Annotated in this window: 22 protein-coding genes; 4 read left to right on the forward strand and 18 right to left on the reverse strand. The window is 42.8% G+C overall.

What is annotated here, in order from left to right; translation table 11 throughout:
• Window positions 1–130: 130 nt before the first annotated feature.
• Window positions 131–1,267, reverse strand: coding sequence for a TlpA family protein disulfide reductase (locus tag ACFSYC_RS14115; protein WP_377128888.1), 1,137 nt, complete (start codon window positions 1,265–1,267; stop codon window positions 131–133).
• A 103-nt stretch (window positions 1,268–1,370) separates the two neighbouring features.
• Window positions 1,371–3,236: a DUF4153 domain-containing protein gene (locus ACFSYC_RS14120; RefSeq protein ID WP_377128891.1), complete on the reverse strand. Its 1,866-nt coding sequence runs from the start codon at window positions 3,234–3,236 to the stop codon at window positions 1,371–1,373.
• A 141-nt stretch (window positions 3,237–3,377) separates the two neighbouring features.
• Here ACFSYC_RS14120 and ACFSYC_RS14125 point away from each other — a divergent pair, with 141 nt between their 5' ends.
• Window positions 3,378–4,361: a pyruvate dehydrogenase complex E1 component subunit beta gene (locus ACFSYC_RS14125; RefSeq protein WP_377128894.1), complete on the forward strand. Its 984-nt coding sequence runs from the start codon at window positions 3,378–3,380 to the stop codon at window positions 4,359–4,361.
• Window positions 4,362–4,473: 112 nt separating this feature from the next.
• Window positions 4,474–4,953, forward strand: a complete 480-nt coding sequence (locus tag ACFSYC_RS14130; RefSeq protein ID WP_377128897.1) for an SGNH/GDSL hydrolase family protein — start codon at window positions 4,474–4,476, stop codon at window positions 4,951–4,953.
• A gap of 332 nt (window positions 4,954–5,285) precedes the next feature.
• On the opposite strand, the gene ACFSYC_RS14135 is transcribed toward ACFSYC_RS14130, so the two are convergent.
• From ACFSYC_RS14135 to ACFSYC_RS14185, 11 genes are all read right to left on the reverse strand, one after another.
• Window positions 5,286–6,113, reverse strand: coding sequence for an alpha/beta fold hydrolase (locus ACFSYC_RS14135; RefSeq protein ID WP_377128899.1), 828 nt, complete (start codon window positions 6,111–6,113; stop codon window positions 5,286–5,288).
• A 195-nt stretch (window positions 6,114–6,308) separates the two neighbouring features.
• Window positions 6,309–6,785, reverse strand: a complete 477-nt coding sequence (locus ACFSYC_RS14140; protein WP_377128902.1) for a hypothetical protein — start codon at window positions 6,783–6,785, stop codon at window positions 6,309–6,311.
• Complete coding sequence (locus ACFSYC_RS14145) at window positions 6,778–7,149, reverse strand: phage holin family protein (RefSeq protein WP_377128905.1); 372 nt, start codon at window positions 7,147–7,149, stop codon at window positions 6,778–6,780. The genes ACFSYC_RS14140 and ACFSYC_RS14145 overlap by 8 nt, the downstream gene beginning before the upstream one ends.
• Before the next feature lie 78 nt (window positions 7,150–7,227).
• Window positions 7,228–7,494 (reverse strand): YtxH domain-containing protein, encoded by a 267-nt coding sequence (locus tag ACFSYC_RS14150; RefSeq protein WP_377128907.1) that lies wholly within the window; start codon window positions 7,492–7,494, stop codon window positions 7,228–7,230.
• Window positions 7,495–7,632: 138 nt separating this feature from the next.
• A complete protein-coding gene (locus tag ACFSYC_RS14155) occupies window positions 7,633–8,676 on the reverse strand; it encodes an AI-2E family transporter (RefSeq protein ID WP_377128910.1) in 1,044 nt (347 codons plus the stop codon).
• Between the two features lie 44 nt (window positions 8,677–8,720).
• Entirely contained in the window at window positions 8,721–8,918 is a 198-nt protein-coding gene (locus ACFSYC_RS14160; protein ID WP_377128913.1) for a histidine kinase dimerization/phospho-acceptor domain-containing protein, read from the reverse strand.
• A gap of 11 nt (window positions 8,919–8,929) precedes the next feature.
• Window positions 8,930–10,354 (reverse strand): sigma-54-dependent transcriptional regulator, encoded by a 1,425-nt coding sequence (locus ACFSYC_RS14165; protein WP_377128916.1) that lies wholly within the window; start codon window positions 10,352–10,354, stop codon window positions 8,930–8,932.
• 136 nt (window positions 10,355–10,490) lie between these two features.
• The gene (locus ACFSYC_RS14170) at window positions 10,491–11,117 is read right to left on the reverse strand and encodes a hypothetical protein (RefSeq protein ID WP_377128918.1); all 627 of its coding nucleotides are present in this window, start codon (window positions 11,115–11,117) and stop codon (window positions 10,491–10,493) included.
• A 243-nt stretch (window positions 11,118–11,360) separates the two neighbouring features.
• Window positions 11,361–11,942, reverse strand: coding sequence for a hypothetical protein (locus tag ACFSYC_RS14175; protein WP_377128921.1), 582 nt, complete (start codon window positions 11,940–11,942; stop codon window positions 11,361–11,363).
• 170 nt (window positions 11,943–12,112) lie between these two features.
• Window positions 12,113–12,889: an enoyl-CoA hydratase/isomerase family protein gene (locus ACFSYC_RS14180; RefSeq protein WP_377128924.1), complete on the reverse strand. Its 777-nt coding sequence runs from the start codon at window positions 12,887–12,889 to the stop codon at window positions 12,113–12,115.
• A gap of 9 nt (window positions 12,890–12,898) precedes the next feature.
• Window positions 12,899–13,321 carry a cobalamin B12-binding domain-containing protein gene (locus tag ACFSYC_RS14185; RefSeq protein ID WP_377128927.1) on the reverse strand — a complete coding sequence of 141 codons (423 nt, stop codon included), beginning with the start codon at window positions 13,319–13,321 and terminating at the stop codon, window positions 12,899–12,901.
• A 132-nt stretch (window positions 13,322–13,453) separates the two neighbouring features.
• Here ACFSYC_RS14185 and ACFSYC_RS14190 point away from each other — a divergent pair, with 132 nt between their 5' ends.
• Window positions 13,454–14,659, forward strand: coding sequence for a hypothetical protein (locus ACFSYC_RS14190; protein ID WP_377128930.1), 1,206 nt, complete (start codon window positions 13,454–13,456; stop codon window positions 14,657–14,659).
• 125 nt (window positions 14,660–14,784) lie between these two features.
• Here the strand turns inward: ACFSYC_RS14190 and ACFSYC_RS14195 are convergent, their stop codons facing one another.
• Window positions 14,785–15,018: a hypothetical protein gene (locus ACFSYC_RS14195; RefSeq protein WP_377128933.1), complete on the reverse strand. Its 234-nt coding sequence runs from the start codon at window positions 15,016–15,018 to the stop codon at window positions 14,785–14,787.
• Window positions 15,019–15,236: 218 nt separating this feature from the next.
• Here ACFSYC_RS14195 and ACFSYC_RS14200 point away from each other — a divergent pair, with 218 nt between their 5' ends.
• Window positions 15,237–16,382, forward strand: a complete 1,146-nt coding sequence (locus tag ACFSYC_RS14200) for an FAD-dependent oxidoreductase (protein ID WP_377128936.1) — start codon at window positions 15,237–15,239, stop codon at window positions 16,380–16,382.
• Between the two features lie 11 nt (window positions 16,383–16,393).
• Here the strand turns inward: ACFSYC_RS14200 and ACFSYC_RS14205 are convergent, their stop codons facing one another.
• The 4 genes from ACFSYC_RS14205 to recJ form a co-directional block, all read right to left on the reverse strand.
• Complete coding sequence (locus ACFSYC_RS14205) at window positions 16,394–17,764, reverse strand: S41 family peptidase (protein WP_377128939.1); 1,371 nt, start codon at window positions 17,762–17,764, stop codon at window positions 16,394–16,396.
• A gap of 252 nt (window positions 17,765–18,016) precedes the next feature.
• Window positions 18,017–19,534 carry a GH3 auxin-responsive promoter family protein gene (locus ACFSYC_RS14210; RefSeq protein WP_377128942.1) on the reverse strand — a complete coding sequence of 506 codons (1,518 nt, stop codon included), beginning with the start codon at window positions 19,532–19,534 and terminating at the stop codon, window positions 18,017–18,019.
• A 15-nt stretch (window positions 19,535–19,549) separates the two neighbouring features.
• On the reverse strand, window positions 19,550–20,290 hold the full coding sequence (gene lptB, locus ACFSYC_RS14215) for an LPS export ABC transporter ATP-binding protein (RefSeq protein ID WP_377128945.1): 741 nt from the start codon (window positions 20,288–20,290) through the stop codon (window positions 19,550–19,552).
• Between the two features lie 82 nt (window positions 20,291–20,372).
• A complete protein-coding gene (recJ, locus tag ACFSYC_RS14220) occupies window positions 20,373–22,070 on the reverse strand; it encodes a single-stranded-DNA-specific exonuclease RecJ (protein WP_377128949.1) in 1,698 nt (565 codons plus the stop codon).
• Between the last annotated feature and the right edge of the window lie 121 nt (window positions 22,071–22,191).

Below are 22,191 nucleotides of genomic sequence, written 5' to 3' on the forward strand. Positions count from 1 at the left end.
CAAGATAAATATTTGATATTCAGATATCTATATCAAATAAAACCAAATCCTTCAAAACAAAAAAGTCGGAAGATTAATCTTCCGACCATGACTGGCTAATTGGCCCACCTTTTTATTTTATATAGAAATATTATCTAAGCGCCTCAATACTAGCAGTAACCCTACTTTCAAAATCTTCAAAGAAACCTTCGGAGGTCCAATCTATCTCCCCTTTTTTATTGATCAGATAAAATGATGGACCTGCACTTACCTGGTACACTTTTGCTAAGGGGCGGCCATTGATGTAGATAGGGCTTTTTACCTTGTTTGTTTTTATAAATTTATCTACCGCTTCTTTAGTGTCTACATAATTTACCGAGACAATTACCACGTCTGTACCATCGTATTTTTTGTGCATTTTTTCAAGAACCGGCAAAGCCAGCATACAGGCGGGGCATCCATTAAATGTAAATTCCATTAAAACAACCTTGTTTTTCAAAGCGGCAAGCGAAAGTTTGCGCCCATCGGCCGATGTTAACGTCCATTGCGGGGCAACGGTGCCCTTTGCGAGCATAGGGATCCTCACGTCTGGTTTAAATCCTTGCGGAATTTCTATGGTTACAGGGTTTCTCTTATGCTCCGTCGAAATCCGGAAGTCTGAAAAAACATAATCTATTTTTTCAGAAAGGGTTCCAAGCACCATACCCTCTTTTGAAAGTTCGCCTCTAACCTCTGTTCTTAAAGCCGTAATCAGGTCACTTTTCATGTCGATAAATAAATGAAATCTATCGTACAGCTTTTTTACGGTGTCTTCATGGTGGACGAGGATATGATAACAGAGCGCCTTGTTAATTGAACTGTCAGCCATTTTTATCACGACGAATTTGCTTTGAATCAACGCTTCTTTAACCCGTGCTGATAGTTCATGTAAAGGCGATACAAATAATTTTTTCTGGGGATCTTTAAGCCTGTAAACGCTATCCTTAAAATAAAGCTCCAACTCTTTTTGCCCGTCAAACAAATACTTAAACTTGTTTTGACCCTGATAGGTATCTACATTGTAGGCACTGAAAATATTGCCTTTATATCCGTATATGTTTACGTGGCTTTTGGTATGAATTTCGTCCCCAAAAAAGTTCGTGCCGTCCTCTGCAACATTATAACTAATGTTTTTGGCAGACCCTACCTTGTTGATAGCTTTCTGTAAAATTTCCTGTTGAGCCTTCGCCGAAAAACAAGTAAGCAGGCAAACAAAAAACGCGGAGAGTTTGACTAATAGTTTAATCATAATAAAGTTTGTATCAGTCAAATATAATTGATTTACATTCGGCTGATTAGGTATTAACTCTTTTTAACATATCCCTACAGTACGTTTGCATGGCTGTTCATATTTATTTAAGTTTTTTGATCAGATAAACGCCCGAAACGTAGAGCGGTTTGATCCCTTTTCCGACTGTTCCGAAGGAGAAGTTTTCGAGATGAACAATGACTTTGTAGTTTTTACTTTCCTTAGTTAATGTCAGCATGTCTGCCGGTACTAAGTAGGTACGGTCGTTGTAGTCAGCCCTGTAATTATCCAGATCTTTTCTCTTTGCAAGCTCTATAGCAAGTGTGGTGTCATCAAAAATAAATGCTTCGCCATTTATACCTAACGATAGTATCTTATACTCAGATACTTTACGTTTAAAACTTACCCCATCAAATTTAACTAAGCCTGTATCGGCAGCATTGATATCAACCATATAATCGCTGCTTTTAACGCTGATAATATTATCGGTTTTAAAAGCATAGCTGTCTTTGGTAGCGCCCCCAGTGGGTTTGTCATATCGGTACCGGTTGTTTTTTAAGCCTAGATAATTAATGGCCCAAGCTAATTTTTCTTGCCTCTGTTCGTATCTGTTTAAACTGAAGTTTGTATTATACCTTCCTTTTTGCTTCGCGATAGAATCAGTAACTGCTTTGAGATCTTTAATTATGTATGGCTGTAAAGAGATCAGATCATGCTGATTTACAAGATAGCGCAATTTTTCAACAGCGTCGTTTTCATCCGCAGAGTCAATTTTACTTGCGGAAATTAGCTTGCCATCCTTAAAAGCGTCGTGTCGCTTAAAAATATTGACTAATGCCCGCCTTTGCGAACTTTCAGACACTGAAAACGCCCCCTGTGGGCCATATATCGTTATCAGCGTAACCAGGCACAACGAAATTGGTATCACCTTTATATTCTGCGTTTTAAACAACAGGAAGTAAATCGAAATAAATAGCAACCATAAAGCCAGAGCTATTAAAAAATAGCGCTGTTCTGTTATACCATATTCAAACACGCGGGTGCCTACTGCTACAAATAGCAATATCAACAACGGCAACAGCAGCAAATAAAAGTTGCGGGCAAAACTTTTGAGCCATTTGTTTTCCTCTTGCTCGCGTATAGGGTAAACCAGTAATAACGATAATATCCCAAATACCGCGTAGCCCAATATCAGATAGGATACAAAGCCTTTTGGCAGGTTCCATTGTATTAAAATTTTGGCTTCGTAGGCTAATAGGATAGCAAGGTATATGGTTGCCAACGGTATAAGCACATATTGGGTAAACACCTTTAGCCCGTTGGGGTAACTATTGTCTTTATTGAGGGCGGCAAAGTTTCCCGGTACGCCAGTTAAAAAGAAAGTAGTGCTAAACATGCCTACTATCCAGATCCATAAAATTGCAAAGGTGTCAAACTCAAATTTTACGTTAAACAGCAGATTTACCGCGCCCAATGCTGCGGCTAAGCCACCAAAAAGCACCGCGCTATATAATGCGCCCGTTAAAAACCTAAGAAAGAGGGTCTTGTTAAACTGCCAAAAGCCCTGGGTTTGTTCTTTGACAATATATGCCGTAAAAGACACCAATAAATGAAAGGCCAGGGCGAGCAGTAAGAAGCGTATCCAGTCGGACTGGTTACTGCTAGGGTTTAATAGTAACAGTAACAAAAGCGCCACTAAAACGACACCCGCTTTTAATAGTAAACTTTTGCTTTTACCTAGATCTCGACTCTCTGTATACAGCGTGGCCGAAAGTGAAAGCAAAAAGCCCAAATTGCTTATCATAATAACGCGAATGCACCAGCTTTCGGCTACGGGGTGTATGCTATCCAACTCCACATTAACGCAGCCGGCTACGGTGCCCGTTAAGGCAAAGAGCAGTTCAATAGGGAAGCGTTTAGCGGTTTGCCAGGCGCCTTCTGCAAGGCTTTTAACGGATGGAAATTTCATGGTAAAGGCTTAATTGTCGATCTAAAGTACAGAAATTTAAATTTCGCTTTGTAAAAACCTTAACCCTTAAGGCATATCAATTGCATTTAACACATTTACGCTTATATTTGCGTTCCAGAAAAACATCATTTAATTAGCAAGATGAGAGAAATACAGTTCAGAGAAGCGCTTCGCGAAGCAATGCAAGAAGAAATGCGCAATGATGATAGCATATACCTGATGGGTGAAGAGGTTGCCGAATATAACGGTGCCTACAAAGTTAGCCAGGGTATGTTAGATGAGTTTGGCGCTAAACGTGTTATTGACACGCCGATATCTGAATTGGGTTTTGCCGGTATTGGCATTGGCTCGGCCATGAATGGTTTAAAACCAATCATTGAGTTTATGACGTTTAACTTCTCGCTGGTTGCTATTGACCAGGTGATTAATGGCGCTGCCAAAATCATGTCAATGAGTGGTGGCCAGTTCTCGGTACCAATTGTTTTTCGTGGCCCTACCGGTAATGCGGGTATGCTAAGCTCACAGCACAGCCAGTGCTTTGAAAACTGGTATGCAAACTGCCCGGGTTTAAAGGTGGTTGTACCATCAAACCCCGCTGATGCTAAAGGTTTATTAAAATCATGTATCATTGATCCTGATCCTTGTATTTTTATGGAGTCTGAACTGATGTATGGCGATAAAGGCCCTGTTCCGGAAGAAACTTATTATATTGAGATAGGTAAAGCAGCCGTAACTAAACAAGGTACGGACGTTACGTTGGTAGGTTTTGGCAAGATCATGAAAGTGGTTAATGCTGCTGCCATTGAACTTGAAAAAGAAGGTATCAGCGCCGAGGTTATTGACCTTCGCACTGTACGCCCTATAGATTACGAAACGGTGATCAACTCGGTTAAAAAAACCAACCGTCTGGTATTAGTTGAAGAAAGCTGGCCTTTAGGCTCTATTGCTACCGAGATCGCATTCAAAGTACAGAAAGACGCGTTTGATTATCTAGATGCACCAATACTGCGCATAATGGGCGGCGACGTACCTTTGCCGTACGCACCAACGCTGATACAAGAGTACCTGCCAAATGCAGATAAAGTTGTTAAAGCGGTTAAAGAAGTAATGTACATTACAAAATAACATGCTTAAAAAGACGCGAAGTTTTGCGTCTCTACCGTAAATTTTTAAAAGCCCTGATATTATCAGGGCTTTTTTTATGCTTATTATTGTGTACCAATTAACGCGTGCCTTTATGAAACTAAATAAAACATCCTATTTGCTGATAGTCGCCCTGATATTTATCAGCGCCATCGTTTTTGCGCAAAAGCGCGACCTGAATATTGTATTCATCGGCAATAGCATAACTTATGGAGCAGGCTTGCCGGACCGCACTACCCAGGCACCGCCGGTTATTTGCGCCAGCTATTTAAAAATGCAGAAGAAAATAGGCGGGGTGGATTTTTCAAACCAAGGCCATAGCGGTTATACAACGCTGGATTGGCTGCCTGGCACACGCGCTTTAAGCGCTGCTGAAGACGCGGCGAGGGCTTTTGTTAACCAGCGGGCACAAATGATTTTTGCAATAAAAATAGGCACTAATGACAGCGCTATAAAAGGCACTCATGGCGCACCGGTTGCCGTAGCAGATTATCGTGCTAATCTGAAATCAATTATTGATCAGTTATTGAAAGATTTCCCTGGCAGCGTGGTAATATTGCAGCATCCAATATAGTACAGCCCTAATACTTATAACGGCACAGCTTACCTGCAAGAAGGCTTAACCCGCCTGCAAACCTATATTCCGGTTATTGATGAACTAGTAAATAGTTACAGCAAAACTAATCGTAAACAAGTTTTTGTCGGTGATAAGGACGCTTGGGAGTATTTCAAGAAAAACGCCGAAACCGATTTTCAGCATGAGCAGGGCCAGCAGGGGATATTTTACCTGCATCCCAATGTGCAAGGTGCTGTCGCTCTCGGCGAGTTTTGGGGTAAGGCAATAGCGAAGGTGGTGAAATAGTACGCACTTTAAGCTCTCCGGGCGACCGCAATCGCGCTTTGTCCTTACAAATTCTTCATCAACGCCGCTAAAAATTCATCCGGTATCTCAATATGCGGGATATGCCCGCAATTAGCAAAGGCTACCAGCTTTCCTTTTGGGATACGCTTAGCCGTAGCCGGACCGAATAGTTGATATTGACCGTGGTTGGCTTTTTCTGTAGGGGATAAGGATGCTTTACCAATTATCGTCCTGTCCTGATTGCCCACAAATAACACAGTGGGAACTTTGAGCAAGCCGAATTCATAATACACGGGCTGCTCGTAAATCATTGTAAAGGTAAGGGCGGACACTTTGGCATAACGTGCAAAGTTTGCGCTTTTACTTGGCCCCGCGCCTATACGTACAAGGTAGTCATATTCAGGCTTCCATTTAACAAAGTACGAATCGGTGTAGTATTTTTTTACGCTTTCATATGTGGTCTTTAGTTCGGTTTGATATTGTTGATCTATACCGATGTACGGAACAAAGGTTCGGTAATCTTCCAAACCGATTGGATCTTCCAGCAATAGCTTATTTACCCTGTCCGGATACATAAGGGCGAATCGGGTCGCCAGCATACCACCCATGGAGTGACCGAGCAAGGTCACTTTATTAATGGCTAAAGCATCCAGCAGTTCCTTGTTAAATCGCGCCAGCAAATGAAAGCTGTAATGAATCAGCGCTTTATCTGATTTTCCGAACCCGATCTGATCAGGTACTATAACTCTGTAGCATTTGGCAGTTAATGCTTTAATAACGTTTCCCCAGTAATAACCTCCGAAGTTCTTACCATGAAACAGCATCACGGTTTTACCATTATGTTTTGCCGGGCTTATATCCATGTAAGCCATATTGAGCGTTTGCCCTTCTGTTTTGACCTGGCGATATTTTACTGCATAGGGTTATTTGAGGTTGCTTAAGGTGATAGATATGCTATCCTGTGCCTGAGATTTAAAAAAAGCACCGAGCATAAAAAATGCCAACCAAATTCTCGTTTTCATACTTGAATTACAGTTGGCACTGGTATAAGTTTTATCCCGTGTTGCTTAGCTTGGTGACATCACCACGGGTTGCTCATCCTTATTAATCTTTTTGTACGAAGCAACGTCGGGCTTTGCCTTAGGCGCTTTTTTGTCGAAAATGTGGGTAACCTTGCCAAACAGGCCTTTTGCTTTATCCCAAACACCTTCAACTGCGTCTTCAGAAATGTAATGCGATGCTTTTTGAGACAATAAGCCAACTATAGTTTTTACAATGAAGCCCGACTTTTTAAACAAGGTGTTGTTTAATGCAAGTGGTAAAACCAGGCGCGATATCAAACCCAAGAAATCCTGGTTAAAAATACCGCCGTCTTTATCATCTTTTTTGTCGCCACCTCCAAACATTGAAAATACGGACGAAAATATTGCGCCCGGGCTGCTAAAGCGTTTGTTAAGCTCCATTCCTTTCTCGCGTTCTAAACCCTGTAATCGGTAAATCTCGTTCTTTAGGTCTGTATGACTTAATATAGGCAGATCATTCATTTTCTTTTTCCTTTGGTTTGAAAATCGTTTTCACAATGGCGTTGGCTATTGGTCTTTCAAAGGCCAACTTGTTAAATTTGAGCAGTAATGCAATGATCAGGTATAGTAAAGCTACACAGCCAAATCCCTGCCAGTTTGAATGTAGTACATGGCCCAGAAAAAGCGCCAAAGTAAAACTTGCAAATAAAAAGGCAAGCAACATGCTTATAATAACCACCAAATCGGCTATTATGCTGGCAATAACGGTTGAGCTGCTGTCAACCGCTTTGTATTTGGCCAGCTTAATCCGTATTTCTATATACTCCTTAATCTGGTCAATAAGCGATGGTTGCGGCTGTTCTTCTTTCGGGACTTCTTGTTCCATGGTAACTGGTTAGTAATGCGTTGATAGTCTTAAAGCCGGAGTGAGTACTATCCGGCTTTAAGACTACAGACTTGACATTTATGCGTGCTCCAGGTCATCCTGGTATTCTTCTTCAGCACCTTTAATTTTTGATTTGATATTCTCTACTACTTTGTCTTTAAACCCAACAAGGTTGTCAATTTCGGCAGCGGCGGTCTCCTTTATCGAGTCGCCAAGATTTTTTAATGATTCTGTTAATTTATCGCGTGTTTCGTCGCCTTTTTCAGGTGCAAATAAAATACCTAGGGCTGCGCCTGCTGCAAGCCCTGCAAGTAGGGCTAAAACTACTTTTGTGTTACTATTCATATAAACAGGTTTTTGAGTTGAACATTTAATTTAATTAACGATTAAATACCTTGCCAAATATATTTAACCATAAAATTTTGACTTTGTTTAGCTATAATTAAATAATAATTCACTGCTGTTAATTACATTGAGGACAAGTTAACTCTCCGGGTTGGCCTGTATCCTGTCCAGTTGGTCGGCGGCCATCCTGTTTGTTTCATATATTTCTATCAGCAATAAAAAGTAAGATAATAATAATGGACCGAATACCAATCCTGTAATGCCAAATAACGGTAAGCCTATAAACACCCCCACAACTGATATAAGGGGATGCGTGTTGGCTATTCGCTTGTTAATAATCATGCGCAGCACATTATCAACATTGCCAATAAACAGTAGTCCATAAGCTAACAATAAAACACCCTTAAGGGTTTCGTTATTTGCAAATAAAAGCAGACTGGCGGGTATGCAAAGGGTAGGCGCGCCCACTACCGGTAAAAACGATATAAAGGCGCCTATCACACCCCAGAAAACAGGATCGGGTATCCCAAACAGCCAAAAGCCGTTGGCCAACAGGGCGCCCTGCACTACCGCTATAACGCCTTGGCCCAGTACGTTAGAGTAAGTTGAATTGCGCAAAGCCTCTGCAAATTTAATGGCATATTGTTCTCTGAAAGGGGCATAGCGCATAAGCCCGGCTTCAAATTCGCGGTTTTGGACGAACATAAAATACAGCAGAAAGTACATGACAATCAATACCAAGATTATATTTGCCGCGCTGCCAATTAATGATGGGAAAAGATCAGTGGCATAAGTTCCCAGTTTTTGCAAAGTGGTTTCGGCAAATTCGGGTTGATTAAATTTATCGCCGGTAAACTTATCAATCTTGTCTATCCATTCTTGCAGCCTTAAATCGCCGGTATTAATTTCTGATATTTTGCCTATTACCATAAAACAAATGGATATAAAGGGCAATACAATTACGGTGAGCGATAAAATGATGATGGTAAGTGCAGACAATGGCTTGTTCCACCCTTTTTTGTCGGTCATGTACAAATACCAGGGCCTAAAGATGGTGAAGAGCACGATAGCCCCTAAAATTGAGCTAAACAAACTGCTTAGGGCATAAAGTATAAAGCAGCCCAGCACAATAATACTTACCAGTATAATGTTGTTACGCTGCTTATAATTGAAAATAGACATGGGTATGTGTAATTACACAATAAACAAAGAAACCGTGGATAGTTTTATTCGGGCTCTCTTATAAGCTCATTTATTTTATGGGCGCTGCCTTGTATGGTATTTAAGCAGTAAGTAATGTCTTCTGTAGGCTCGGCTATCTCGTATTTTAAGGTTTCTAAAGCCAGATGAATATTTGATAACTGGTTTCTGATATCATGCCGCAATTTGCTCAGAGCTTCCTCACCACCCGGTTTGTAGTCCATATATCAAATGATTATTTCAGGTTGATGGCCTTCATTTTATTATAAAGTGTTTTACGGTCGATGTTTAAAATCTCGGCGGCGCGGGTTTTATTGAAATTCACTTCGCGCAAAACTTTTAAAATCGTTTCGTATTCCGCTTCAAGCGCCGCGTTTTTTAAATCGTGACGTGGTTCTTTTACTTCGGACTGCTGCGGTGCCTGGTTAAAGCTACTTTGCTGATGACCGTAATCAAACCCTGGCATTTTATAGTTTGAGATCTCCAGCGGCAAGGCTTTCATGCTGATCTCGCTACCTTCGTTAATCAATGCCGCGCGACGCACAATGTTTTTCAGCTCGCGCACGTTTCCCGGCCAGCGGTACTTTAAAAAACATTCTATCACCTCTGCCGAAAAGTGTGTGACGTTACGACCAAGCTCCAGGTTAGCGGCACCCAAAAAGTACTCTGCTAATAAAATGATATCGTTACCACGCTCGCGCAGTGGGGGCATGTATATGCTAAACTCGTTAAAACGATGGTACAGATCTTCGCGAAATTTGCCTTTGCCTATAGCGTCGCCCAAATTTTCGTTGGTTGCCACAATAATGCGCACATCAAGATCAATTTCTTTGGTGCTGCCTATACGTTTTACTTTGCGCTCCTGTACAGTGCGCAGCAGGGCGGCTTGTATTTCGTAGGATAAGTTACCTACTTCATCAAGAAACAAAGTGCCACCGTTAGCCATTTCGAAGTGGCCTATTTTAGTAGCAAACGCACCGGTAAATGACCCTTTTTCGTGGCCGAAAAACTCACTGGCGGCTAGCTCTTTGGTTAACGATCCGCAGTCCATAGCTACAAAAGGCTGGTTTCTGCGGGGGCTTTGCAGGTGTATACTTTTGGCGGCTTCTTCTTTACCTGAACCGCTTTCGCCCAAAATAATTACGCTGTAATTTGTTGGTGCTACAAGCTCTATTTGTCGAGCCAGCTCTTTTGATGTGCGGCTGGTGCCAATCACCACCCCATCTGTCTGTGGAGCCTGCTTTTTGGCAGGCTTGCCGCTTACAGCCACCGGTTCGTCGGCGCTATCCAGTAAAGCCTGGCGGGTTTCTATGGCTTTGGTAATGGTATTTAAAATCTCGTCGGGGTATAGGGGTTTGCTTATGTAATCATACGCACCCATCTTGATCAACTCGACAGCCATTTTGATGTCAGAGTAACCGGTTATGATAATAACACCGGTGTTGGGGTACTGCGTTTTTATTTTGCGCAGCATTTCGCGTCCGTCGGTATCCTCTAAACGATAGTCGCACAGTACAAGGTCAAACTCCTGGTCTTTAAGATATTCCAGACCGCTATTACCGCTTGATGCTGAAGTAACATCAAAGCCATTACGAGTCAAAAATTTTGACAGTAATACTGCAACATTCACTTCATCGTCTATGATGAGGATTTTTTTCATATCAGCAATATAATTAGCGCGCGGTTTCTAACGTGTTAAGATACACAAAGATGCTAATTTCAATCATAAATTATGCACTAAATAAGTGCATAGGAGTTTCTTTTTTGAGCAATACTGATATTACGGAGCCTAAAGCCTACTTTAAGTTAAAGGCGTAGGCCAGGTGCAGGGCCCAAAAGTTATTGTTGTTGTTATTGTTGTAAAACGTTTGCGTGCTTTCAAAGCGGATACCTGCATCGATGTACCTGTGGTGCTTTTGTAGCGGAAAAATCATGCCTATACCCGGCGACCAGGTAAATGCGTTACTATACATGGCATATAAGGCCTTTTTGTTAGCCAAAAGGGTTTCGCCAACCTCGCCCTGAGCGTAAAAGCGGTCGCCGCCGACAAATAATTTAACACCAACTTTTAATGGGATGGTGTTAAAGTTTGGTAGCGTAGCATTGGTAATAGCTTGTTGGCTTTTGTTGCCGTTAGCCGATTTGAAAAAGGTATTGTAGCCCACACTGGCAGTAACCAAGACATGAGAGAGTACGGGTATGTCAACCTTTAGAGCCACACCTGCCCCATAGCTATAAGCAGCGCCCGCCTCGGCGTTTGTAGGGACATTGACATCGGTGCCAAAATTGCTGCCCGTTGTCGAAAATAATCCGCCACCTAAACCTATTCTTAAGCTATCAGGCACAGTTAGCTGGGCTTTAGCGGCCGAGCTGATGGATATAAACAGAAGGGTGTAAACAAGCGTCTTTAAGGTACTTTTCATATATGCTATCGTTCCAGAGAATAAATGTGTTAAACGCGCTGCGCCTTAGCAACGTATAATATACCAAACTAGTGGTATACATTAATTGTGCAAAACTAACATCAGTTTTCAATAACCTGTTATAAACAGATGTAAAAAAATGTTAAATGATAAATTACGGTATTATGCAAGCACAAAAAAAGCGCTCTTTTAAAAAGAGCGCTCTAATTACAATGGTAGTTGTAGGATCTGTTTTTTGTTTTTTTAGAAGCCGTATGCAACGCGCAGGGCAACAAAGCTTAGCTTGCTGTCGCTGATAGCGCTGTTAAGCTTAGTAGTGCCTTCATACCGCACACCGGCATCAATAAAGTTGGTACCACACACCGGAAACTGGTAACCTATTTGTGGAGCGTAGGCAAACACTACAGCGTTGTTGGCGCCGATGTCTTTCTTGTTTAAAAGAAATGCTGCACCAGCTTGACCCTGGATGTAAAAATTATCAACCGGGAAGTATTTGATACCTGCTTTAACCGGTAAAATTTGTACATCTGTGCCTTTAATTACAGTCGTACCAACGGTTATGTCTTTAGCAAAAATGTTGTTATAACCTGCGTTAAGGGTTACAAATACCTGGTTTGCTACAGGGATATCTGCCTGTACAGAACCGCCGAGGTTCCATTTGGCGTTGTCGGCTAACTTTCCGGTTGGGACACCCGCGTCAACGCCGATGCTGTAACGGATACCATTTGATGTTTTTGTAGATGTAGGGTTGGTTTGTGCTTTAGCGCCTAAGGTAAAAGCGGCTAAGGCTACAACAAGTGTTGTGATTTTAATTGTGTTTTTCATGGTTTGTAAATATTAAATTGTTGTGTGTCGTATTGTCAACGCAGCAAAGTAACATCACAATCCCTTAACAATTTTTCATGGAAATGTCATCATTATTCAATCGATTGATTAGCAATGATTTATTTTTTGACCATTAAGGTATATTGGTCAGTATTTTGTAATAAATCACGTTATTTGCCTTTAAACACAGGTTTGCGTTTTTCTAAAAATGCAGCTACACCCTCTTTATAATCGTTGGTATTAAAGCATTTGGCAAACTCCTCAATCTCTGTTTCAAAACCATCGGCAGTGCCGGCCGCATTTACCGCGGTAATTGCGGCAGCTATAGCGAGTGGTGCTTTGGTGATAATTTTCTGTAAGATCTCTTCAGCCTTACCCATCAGGTGGTCCTGACTAACTACATGGTTTACCAGGCCAAGTTGGTACGCCTCGGCAGCGGTTATCATATCGGCCGTCATAATTAATTCGAGCGCCTTGCCTTTACCTATCAGGTTGGTTAAGCGCTGCGTGCCGCCGTAGCCGGGTATTAAACCAAGCGTAACTTCGGGCAGGCCCATTTTTGCGTTGTCTGCTGCGATACGTATGTGACAGGCCATGGCCAGTTCAAGCCCGCCACCTAAGGCAAAACCGTTGATGGCAGCCACCACAGGTTTACTAAACCCTTCTATCAGGTTAAATATGTTTTTATGATTTTCATGAGCCAAATTACGGCCGGCTTCTGCGTCCATTCCTTTAAATTCGGCAATGTCCCCACCTGCTACAAAGGCTTTTGCACCTGCGCCGGTAATAATTAGCCCGCCAATGTGGTCATTATGCAAAGCGTCGCCCAGGGCAATGTGCAGTTCAAAAAGTGTGTCTTTGTTTAAGGCGTTTAGTTTGCTTTCGCGACTGATAATAATATACCTGATGCGTCCCCTGTCTTCTGTCCTGATATTTTGGTAAACCATGCTTCAAAGTTAGAAATTACGATGCGTATGCACCCAGTCGGTAATATATTTTACAATATCATGTGTACTGGTACCGGGAGGAAACAGTTCGCCCACGCCCAAACTTTTCAACGCAATCCTGTCATCTTCAGGGATAATTCCGCCACCGGTTATTAAAACGTCATCCATTTTTTTGTCCTTCACTAATTGAATCACCTTAGGGAAAACAGTCATGTGTGCGCCGGAAAGTATAGAGATGCCTATAGCGTCAACATCCTCTTGCAAAGCGGTATTAACCACCATTTCGGCAGTTTGGCGCAAGCCGGTGTAAATTACCTCCATCCCGGCATCGCGCAGGGTAGTTGCTATTATGCGGGCTCCACGGTCGTGGCCGTCAAGCCCTACCTTGGCAACTAGAACACGTATAGGTCTGGTAAATGGTTTTTCGCTCATGATCCATTGTATGGAATAGACGCAATATAGCGATTTTGAGAAGACAAGCCGAGGCAAGCTAGTGTTAACATAAACTTAATATTGAATTATCATTGACGTTACATAACTTTAATATACCAATTGTAACGGATTATGCTGCGGTGTGCTTATGTACTTCTCTTCCTGCTATTTGCTGTTTTGCCAAAGGCGCGCGGACAGGAAACGAAGCATAATATCAGCTTTGATTTTTACGAAGGTACTTTTAATGCAAATTTTGACAGCTCGCTTTCCGTCGATATTGATCAGGAACTTACTCCACGGGTTATCCGGTCGTTTTACGCCACATTAATAAAAGGCAACTATCAGCCATTAACAGATTCGCTGATTACTTACCGCAAAAACCATCAGTTAAACGATTGGCTTTACTATCAGCTTGTACGTAAAGTTGCGCAGCAAGTTAGCCCTAAAGAACACAACTACAGCCGGTATACCCTTTATAAATGGTTCCTGCTGGCTAAAACCGGTTATGACGCCCGCCTGGCGTTAACCAGTAATAAAGTAATATTTTACGTGCGCAATACAGAAGAGGTAGAGGATATCCCCTTTTTTAATATAGACGGTAAAAAGTATGTCTGCATTAATTTTCATGACTATCCAAACACCGATCTAAATCAAGATCCGCCCATGCCGGTTAAGGTTGATATTGAAGAAGCAAAAAATCCATTCTCTTTTAAAATTGATAAGATGCCCGATTTTAAACCCGAGCAATATTTTGATAAAAAGCTACAGTTTACGTACGAGCATAAAGCTTACTATTTCAACATCAAGCTAAACCCCAATGTCGAGTCGATATTTAAAAACTATCCGGTGGTTGATTTTGAGAGTTACTTTAATATCCCGGTAAGTAAGCAAACCTACAGCTCGCTTATACCCATGTTGAAGAGTATTGTTAAAGCGATGGACCAGAAAAAAGGGATTGACTACCTGATGCGCTTTACCCGGTACGCGTTTCTGTATGAGAGCGACGAAGATAACTTCGGTAAAGAAAAGCGCCTGTCGCCAGAAGAAACCCTCTTTGCTAAATATAGCGATTGCGACGACCGTGTTGCCTTGTTTTTTTACCTGGTTAAACAGATATATAACAGGCCTATGATAGCGGTTTTATATCCAACCCACATTACCGCTGCGGTACAGTTTGATAAGCCCGTGGGCAGTCCGTTAATATACCAGGGTAAAGCCTATTCATTTTGCGAGCCAACCCCACAGGCCGATGATTTAAAAATTGGCGAGATATCTGCAAAGCTGCAAAACGTACCTTATAAAGTAGTTTATCAATATACGCCACCGATTGTGCCTTAATTTAGCGAGTTGGCGGTGTTAAATATTGCCCTTAGCTAACGAGTAGCCTTGCAAAAAAACAAAAGACTTTAGCCGAAATATCAGCTAAAGCCTTTTGACTATATATCCTTTAAAATTTCTTACAGTTAGTTAGCAGCTGCAATACGGTTTGCTATTTCGTTTACCAATTGCGGCGCAACGTAAATGCTGTCAACTACAATCCAGGTGTGTCTGTCATTGCCCGGTTTAATGTGGCCAATAGGTTTATCATTTTGCAAAACGCTGTATTTATCAGCATCGGCAACAATGCTTAAATTGATTTGGTTGCCATTAAAAGTTGTAGTCAAGGTAATATTTTGAGTAGTAGATGATGTTTGCATATAGTGGTTGTGTTTCTTGTATGTTTTGGCAACATGAAATCAAAAATGATACCAGTGCTAAGCGGTAGCTAAAACTGGGCTTTTTACAGCTATTTACTGTTCAAAATGTCTACATAAAAACCCATAGTGTAGTAATAACGAATACACTCAGCACCTAAATTTCTATTTGTTTAAAATGTTATCGCGGCCCAATCGTCTCCTCTAATAAAAACAGTGGGATGAAAAACCTAGACGACAAAAGAATTGCCATAATTGGTGGCGGCCCCGGCGGCCTAGCGCTTGCCCGTTTATTACAGACGGCTGGTGCAGATGTTAACGTCTACGAACGCGACTATGATGCTAGCGCAAGGCCGCAAGGTGCCACCCTTGATCTGCATGAAGAGTCGGGATTAAAAGCGTTGGAGGCTGCCGGTTTAATGGATGCGTTTTGGCTTAGCTACCGCCCCGGTGCCGACCGTCTGCACCTGATGGATAAAGACGCCAACTCTATCATGGAAGAAAACGTAGCAGGCGAAGGTGATTCATCTCGTCCGGAGATAGACCGCGGCCCGCTACAAACGCTGTTGCTTGAATCATTGCAACCCGGTACTGTGGTTTGGGACAGTCATTTTTTAAGCATGACCCAAAGCAACCAGGTTTGGAAACTTGATTTTAAAAACGGCACCGAAGTTTTTGCGGATATTGTAATTGCGGCCGATGGCGCCAACTCAAAGATTCGGCCCTATCTAACGGATATAAAGGCTTTTTACTCGGGTGTTACCGCCATAGAAGGTGCGGTTTACAATTCGGCGATTAACAGTCCGCAGGTACATAAATTGCTAAACGGCGGTAAAATTTTCGCCTTTGGCGATAGTAAAAGCTTGATTGTAAGTTCAAAAGGCGATGGTAGCCTGGTGTTTTATCCCAGCTTTAAAACCGATGAAAAATGGGTACAGCAATCGGGCATAGATTTTACCGATAGCCAACAAGTGCTTGATTGGTTTAAAACAGAATATGCAGGCTGGGACGATGTTTGGCAGGAGTTGTTTGAAAACGGCACCGGCACTTTTATCCCAAGGCCATTATACTGTATGCCATTTGATCAAACCTGGGAAGCACAATTCAACCTAACTATGCTTGGCGATGCTGCTCACCTAATGCCGCCCTTCGCAGGTGAAGGGGTTAACATGGCCATGCTGGACGCGCTGGAGTTGAGTGTGACTTTGTTGAGCGATAAATATGCTGATTTGCAAACCGCTATTGCAGCTTATGAGGTCGATATGCGTAGCCGGGCTTCAGCCATTGCACAAATCACGATGGAGTCGACGGATGCATTGCATTCGCCGGGAGCGATAGCATATTTGAAGGCGGTGGTTGGGGCGTAATTGAGTAATTATTACTTCAATATACCCTTTGCTTTAATGTCATTATATATCCATGCATCCTCCAAATCCCTCAGGTTTAAATAATCATCAATAGTGTAAACAATAGGTACGTCAGGCATTACGCCGCGCCCATTTTGTTTTGCCTCCGGTGAAATTTTCAACTGAATAAGGCCAAATCTAAAAAGCAGGCCACTGTTAGGCAAAGCAGACTCATGGGTTATCCCGGCAGTACAGCCATTGCGGCCTCCCCCTGTTTCTTCGCCTACTAAAACGGCTAGGTTGACTTGTAAATTGGCAGCGAGTAAAGCCGCTGCCGAAAAGGAAACGCCATTTATCATAACATAGACCTTTCCGTCAAAATGATTGCTGTCGGGTAATATTGGTGTTTTATCGCCGTAGTCTAATAATTTTGCTGTTGTTTTTTGAGCGTTGTTTAAATCGCCTATTTTTGTTTTGTAAAAATAAGTGGGCTTGTTTATAAGATGCCCAAAAAGCTTACCCATTTGTACAAGGTCGCCGCCCATGTTATTTCGCAGATCAATTACTACGTATTTAACACCCTGTTCTTTAATCGTTCTAAAAAGATCAACAAATGGGTCAGATGCAGTAACAAACCCTGCTACCTTAATATAGGCAGTGCGCTGGCTGCTAAGTATATAGTAGGAACTTGTGATGACACCATTAGCGTCGGATTTTGGCTTAGGCCTGTTAATAACGGATAATTTGCAGGTTTTTATGCTGCCATGTTGCTTTATAGTAAAGGTTAGTTGCTCTTTTAACCCATACGTAAAATAATAGCGGGAGGGAAAATCATTTAAGTTTAATCGCGCAATTTTATAAGTTTGATTATAGCCGTCTGACGGCCACTCGTCCGAAAAGTTTTTAATAAGCTCAGAGGCTGGCTTATTATCGATCGAAAGAATTTCCGCACCGGCCAATATGGTATTATCCCCCGACCTGTTTTTTAAAACGTACAGTTTGCCATTGATGATCTTATATGCCAGCTGTTGTATGGGATACGCTTTGTCACCATTAAAAAAAAGCATATCAGCTGGCGGGATCTTCGGCTCATTCAATAGTAAAGATAGATGCCCATCGCCAATACTTGACAAAACGTGCAATAGCTTAATTCTGAATTGGGGTGCAGTTAAAGGGGTATCGATGGCGTTTTTAAGACTATCAAACTTATAATCAAGCTTGGCCCTGCTGATATACCAATATAGATTGGGCTGCTTTTTTGCAAGCGAATCGTGTACATAATCAATATCCTGCCGTAGCTGCTGTGGCGTAAAGGTTTTAACAAAAATGCTGTTGGCGTTTTGTCCTTTACCCTTATGGCAGCCGCATAGCAATAACAGGACGATAAGATAGTAATGTTTCAAAGGTTAAAGTTTGGTGGCTCTAATATAGCAAATGTATTGCTCACAAAACATAATTATCAGACCGACAGGTCTACTTCGATCGACAGAGGCTTTTATGGCATTTCCGTTAAACCGTAGTATGTCAACCAGGGAACATAGAGGTAATTATGTCCATAATCAGTTGTCCCTTCCATCACGTGATGGCCGCGAGTGAAGCCGCCAACGCCAATAGTAATAAAGCCTTGTTTAAATTCATCTGCTGTTAGTAATACGTTAAACCAACTCCACCACCTTCAAAATTGCATCCACATACTCCCTGTTATTAGCCAGCCGTGGTACTTTGTTTTGCCCGCCTAATTTGCCTTTTTCTTTCATCCAGTTAAAGAAAGTACCTTGGGGTACCCGGCGTACTATAGGGCGGCGCAGGGCCATGTCTTTAAAGCGTTTGGCGTCGTAGTCACTGTTAATGCGGCGCAGGGTTTGGTCCAGTATGTCTACAAAGCGCTCAAACTCGTTAGGGTTTTTCTCAAACTCAATTAGCCATTCGTGCGCGCCGCACTCATCGCCGGTAAAATAAACCGGGGCGGCGGTATACTCGCGTATAATGGCGCCGGTTTGGTTGCAGGCCTCCTCTAAAGCGCGCTCGGCATTATCTATAATCACTTCCTCGCCAAAGGCGTTGATAAAATGTTTGGTGCGTCCGGTGATTTGTATGCGGTATGGCGCAAGGGAAGTGAATTTAATCGTGTCGCCAATCATGTATCGCCATAAGCCGGCGTTGGTACTAATAATAAGCGCATAGTTTTTATCCAGCTCAACATCATCCAGCGCAAGCGTCTCGGGGTTTTCGTCGTGGAGACGTTCAAGCGGTAAAAACTCATAGAAAATACCATAGTCCAACATCAGCAACATTTCGCCACCCTCGCGCTGGTCTTGTATGCCAAAGAAACCTTCAGAGGCGTTATAGTTTTCCAGGTAATACATATCATCGCTCGGAATAAGTTTTTTAAACTGCTCGCGATAAGGTGTAAAATTAACCGCCCCGTGAAAATACATTTCCAGGTTGGGCCAAACTTCCAGCAGGTTATCCTTGCCGGTTATTTCAAGTATGCGTTTGCAGAGCACCAGGTTCCACGTAGGTACACCGCTCAGGCTGGTAACGTTTACATCCTTGGTGGCCTGCGCCATTTTTTCAATCTTTTCCTCAAAGTTTTCAAGCAGGGCGATGTCCAGGTGCGGCGTGCGGTGAAACTCGGCCCAAAGTGGCAGGTTCTTCATGATCACTGCAGACAGATCGCCAAAAGATGTATCCGGACTTAGATGACTGATCTGGTGACTGCCGCCCAGGGTAAGGATCTTGCCGGTAAACATTTTAGCATTAGGGCGATTGTTGAAGTAGATGGTCAACAGGTCTTTGCCGCCTTTAAAGTGGCACTCCTCTAATGATTCTTCGCTAACGGGTATAAACTTGCTACGGTCGCTGGTGGTGCCCGATGATTTTGCAAACCAGCGGATTTCAGAGGGCCAAAGCACATTTTGCTCGCCTTTAAGCATGCGCTCAATGTAGGGCTTTAGCGTATCATAAGTTTGTATAGGGACGCGTTCTTTATACTCATTGAGGTTGGTAATGCTTTTATAGCCATGCTTTTTACCCCACTCGGTATTCTCTGCGCGCGATATCAATTGTTCAAACCATTCTTCCTGCACCTCGTTAGGGTACTTCATAAAAAGCTCTATCTGGTGGATACGCTTTTTCATGAACCAGGTAAAAACGGAGTTAAAAATTGTCATACGCTAATAAGGCTATTATGGCGCAAAGGTTTTCCTTTTTAACACAAAATTGGCACCCAGGTATACCTTGCGCACTAATTCGTTCTCGGCCAATACTTCAGGTACGCCCGACTCTAATATTTTACCCTCAAACAGCAAGTAAGCACGGTCTGTAATAGAGAGCGTTTCCTGTACGTTGTGGTCGGTTATTAATATGCCAATGTTGCGGTGACGCAATTTGGCCACCATGCTTTGGATCTCTTCTACCGCTATTGGGTCAACGCCCGCAAAAGGTTCATCTAATAGAATAAAGTTGGGCTCAGCGGCCAGTGCGCGGGCTATTTCGGTACGTCGGCGCTCGCCCCCCGAGAGTAAGTCGCCCCGGTTGCGGCGTACGCGGTGCAGGCTAAACTCGTCAATCAAGGTCTCCAGTTTTTCTTCCTGCTCAACTTTGCCCATCTTACCCATTTCAAGCACGGCCTTGATATTATCTTCAACCGTTAGCTTGCGAAACACCGACGCCTCTTGCGCCAGATAACCAATGCCTTTTTGAGCACGGCGGTACATGGGGTCGGTAGTTATTTCCTGATCATCTAAAAAAATATGGCCTTCGTTGGGTTTTATCAACCCCACAATCATGTAAAACGACGTTGTTTTGCCGGCACCATTTGGCCCCAGTAACCCAACTATCTCGCCCTGCGATACGTTGAACGACACATCGCTAACAACGGTTCGCTGCCTGTATTTTTTGATTAAATTTTCTGCTCTTAAATTCATTTAGCCCCCTCTAAATCTCCCCCGGTAGGGGAGAATTACAAAAATCTATAAAAGCCCTCCCTACCGGAGAGGGTTGGAGGGCTTAAACCCTTATCCCCCTAACGTTTAACTGTATGGTTCGCCTTTCGCGCCAAACGTTTTCTTCAATGCTGTAACAAATATCAAAAGGTACGTCTTTTTTTATTTTATCCAGGTATTCCCCATGGTTAAACGCAATGCAATCAAATAGCGCCGAGCCTTCGTGCATTACCGACATTTTAAGGTGATTTTGCCCCACCAGCATAGGGTTGCTGCTAACATACACATTTTTGCTGATGAAAACCGGCGACATATTCTCAGGGCCGAAGGGCCCAAACTGGTTCAATATTCTGAAAAATTTAGCCTCAATTTGTGTTAAACGTAATTCGGCATCTATTTGTATTTGTTGTGTTAATTGTTCCGCTGTAATGCTGGCGCTTACAACTTCCTCAAACTTGGCCATAAACGCTTCCACATTTTCGGGATGCATGGTAAGGCCCGCGGCATACTTGTGGCCGCCAAACTGTATCAGCAGATCGCTGCAGCCGCAAAGCGCCTCGTACAAATCGTATCCCAAAACAGAACGGGCGGACCCGGCCACATGCCCATTAGACTGGGTTAGCACTACTGTAGGCCTATAATATTTCTCTGTTAATCGCGAAGCAACAATGCCTATTACGCCCTTGTGCCATTTCTCATTAAAAACCACGGTAGATTTTCGGTCTATCAAAATCTGGCTGTCATTGATCATCCCCAGCGCCTGGTCTGTAATGCTCAGATCATGTTCTTTGCGCTCAATGTTGTGTAGGTTAATGAGTTCGCCTTTGTCTTTTGCTTCGTCTTCGTTGCATGATATCAGTAACTCAACAGCATGTTTGGCATCATCAATGCGCCCGGCAGCGTTAATACGCGGCCCAAGCAAAAAGACTATATCAGATATGGTATAAGTGGCACTTTTACCTGCCACGCCCATCAGTGTTTTTAAGCCGATGCACGGATCAGTGTTGATTTTTTGTAAACCATAAAAAGCCAGCACACGGTTTTCGCCAACTATCGGCACAATATCGCATGCGATGCTTACGGCAGCCAGGTCAAAATATTTGGCTACTTCTTCAAAAGGCAAACCATTTTTTTCGGCGTAAGCCTGGGCCAGTTTAAAGCCAATACCGCAGCCCGATAATTCTTTGAAAGGATAAGAACAATCTGCACGTTTGGGATCTAATACGGCCACAGCGGCAGGCAATTCCTCGCCTGGTGTATGGTGATCGCAGATGATGAAGTCTACCCCAAGGGTGTTGGCGTAGGCAACTTTATCTACTGACTTTATTCCACAGTCCAACGCAATAATTAGCGAGAAGCCATTCTCGGCAGCGTAGTCGATCCCTTGGGTGGATACGCCATAGCCTTCTCTGTATCTGTCAGGTATATAATATTCAATATTACCATGATGGTTTTTAAAAAAGCTGTAAACTACAGCTACGGCAGTAGTGCCGTCAACGTCATAATCGCCATAGATCATGATCTTTTCGCCGTTAGCTATAGCAGTTTCAATACGCTCAATGGCTTTCTCCATATCCTTCATCAGGAAGGGGTCATGCAGGTGCCGCTCGTCAGGACGGAAGAAATATTTGGCCTCGTCGTAATTAGTGATGCCCCTGTGTAACAGCAAGGTACTTAAAACGGTATCAATATTAAGTTCGCCAGCAAGTGCCGTGATAGCATCCTCTGCCGGAACCTCCCTTATCGTCCACCGTTTATTCATATCTTTGCTTTGTTAAAAACAGTAAAGATAGCCGCGGATGTGCGGATGTGCAAATATGCAGACGCGCATATTTTGTATCGCCGGTATTTGCATTATATAAGCCAATAAAACTGTTTGTCAT

The sequence above is a fragment of the Mucilaginibacter antarcticus genome, from assembly GCF_042686155.1.
Taxonomy (GTDB): domain Bacteria; phylum Bacteroidota; class Bacteroidia; order Sphingobacteriales; family Sphingobacteriaceae; genus Mucilaginibacter; species Mucilaginibacter antarcticus.

Bases quoted from the DNA above. Each gene is read 5' to 3' on its own strand.
- ACFSYC_RS14125 (WP_377128894.1), top strand. From the start codon at position 3,378: ATGAGAGAAATACAGTTCAGAGAAGCGCTTCGCGAAGCAATGCAAGAA.
- ACFSYC_RS14145 (WP_377128905.1), bottom strand. From the start codon at position 7,149: ATGGAACAAGAAGTCCCGAAAGAAGAACAGCCGCAACCATCGCTTATT.
- ACFSYC_RS14165 (WP_377128916.1), bottom strand. From the start codon at position 10,354: ATGAAAAAAATCCTCATCATAGACGATGAAGTGAATGTTGCAGTATTA.
- ACFSYC_RS14175 (WP_377128921.1), bottom strand. From the start codon at position 11,942: ATGAAAAACACAATTAAAATCACAACACTTGTTGTAGCCTTAGCCGCT.
- recJ (WP_377128949.1), bottom strand. From the start codon at position 22,070: ATGAATAAACGGTGGACGATAAGGGAGGTTCCGGCAGAGGATGCTATC.
- ACFSYC_RS14140 (WP_377128902.1), bottom strand. From the start codon at position 6,785: ATGAATGATCTGCCTATATTAAGTCATACAGACCTAAAGAACGAGATT.
- ACFSYC_RS14195 (WP_377128933.1), bottom strand. From the start codon at position 15,018: ATGCAAACATCATCTACTACTCAAAATATTACCTTGACTACAACTTTT.
- ACFSYC_RS14155 (WP_377128910.1), bottom strand. From the start codon at position 8,676: ATGTCTATTTTCAATTATAAGCAGCGTAACAACATTATACTGGTAAGT.
- ACFSYC_RS14150 (WP_377128907.1), bottom strand. From the start codon at position 7,494: ATGAATAGTAACACAAAAGTAGTTTTAGCCCTACTTGCAGGGCTTGCA.
- ACFSYC_RS14210 (WP_377128942.1), bottom strand. From the start codon at position 19,534: ATGACAATTTTTAACTCCGTTTTTACCTGGTTCATGAAAAAGCGTATC.
- ACFSYC_RS14130 (WP_377128897.1), top strand. From the start codon at position 4,474: ATGAAACTAAATAAAACATCCTATTTGCTGATAGTCGCCCTGATATTT.
- ACFSYC_RS14115 (WP_377128888.1), bottom strand. From the start codon at position 1,267: ATGATTAAACTATTAGTCAAACTCTCCGCGTTTTTTGTTTGCCTGCTT.
- ACFSYC_RS14190 (WP_377128930.1), top strand. From the start codon at position 13,454: ATGCTGCGGTGTGCTTATGTACTTCTCTTCCTGCTATTTGCTGTTTTG.
- ACFSYC_RS14170 (WP_377128918.1), bottom strand. From the start codon at position 11,117: ATGAAAAGTACCTTAAAGACGCTTGTTTACACCCTTCTGTTTATATCC.
- ACFSYC_RS14200 (WP_377128936.1), top strand. From the start codon at position 15,237: ATGAAAAACCTAGACGACAAAAGAATTGCCATAATTGGTGGCGGCCCC.
- ACFSYC_RS14180 (WP_377128924.1), bottom strand. From the start codon at position 12,889: ATGGTTTACCAAAATATCAGGACAGAAGACAGGGGACGCATCAGGTAT.
- ACFSYC_RS14120 (WP_377128891.1), bottom strand. From the start codon at position 3,236: ATGAAATTTCCATCCGTTAAAAGCCTTGCAGAAGGCGCCTGGCAAACC.
- lptB (WP_377128945.1), bottom strand. From the start codon at position 20,290: ATGAATTTAAGAGCAGAAAATTTAATCAAAAAATACAGGCAGCGAACC.
- ACFSYC_RS14185 (WP_377128927.1), bottom strand. From the start codon at position 13,321: ATGAGCGAAAAACCATTTACCAGACCTATACGTGTTCTAGTTGCCAAG.
- ACFSYC_RS14135 (WP_377128899.1), bottom strand. From the start codon at position 6,113: ATGGCTTACATGGATATAAGCCCGGCAAAACATAATGGTAAAACCGTG.
- ACFSYC_RS14160 (WP_377128913.1), bottom strand. From the start codon at position 8,918: ATGGACTACAAACCGGGTGGTGAGGAAGCTCTGAGCAAATTGCGGCAT.